The 223-nt window shown below is 61.4% G+C and carries 1 protein-coding gene; it reads left to right on the top strand.

The features are described 5' to 3' along the window. Window positions 1–223, top strand: a 223-nt coding sequence (locus HMPREF2975_RS12680) for a hypothetical protein (RefSeq protein ID WP_193600062.1), incomplete at both ends; no start/stop codon positions are given.

The raw sequence follows: 223 nt of genomic DNA, 5'->3' as shown, positions 1-223 counted from the left end.
GTCATCTGCGGGGCAGTGTCCGGCAACCTCACCATGATCGAACTCGAAGGCCGCGCCATGGGCAAACTCGGCGACCTCGCCACCAACATGCAAGGCAGCGGCCTCAGCGGCCTGTGGCAAACCATCCTCACCGGGTGGAGCGAAAACACGCCCTCAGGGGGAATGCACTTCTACATCCGCACCAGTGAGCCATCTGAACCCAACCGCAAACTCGCCATGAACA

The organism is Actinomyces sp. HMSC065F12 (assembly GCF_001814535.1).
GTDB classification, from domain to species: domain Bacteria; phylum Actinomycetota; class Actinomycetes; order Actinomycetales; family Actinomycetaceae; genus Pauljensenia; species Pauljensenia radingae_A.
Note: the sequence above shows the minus strand (reverse complement) of the source record. Positions and strands in the feature narration are given on the sequence as shown.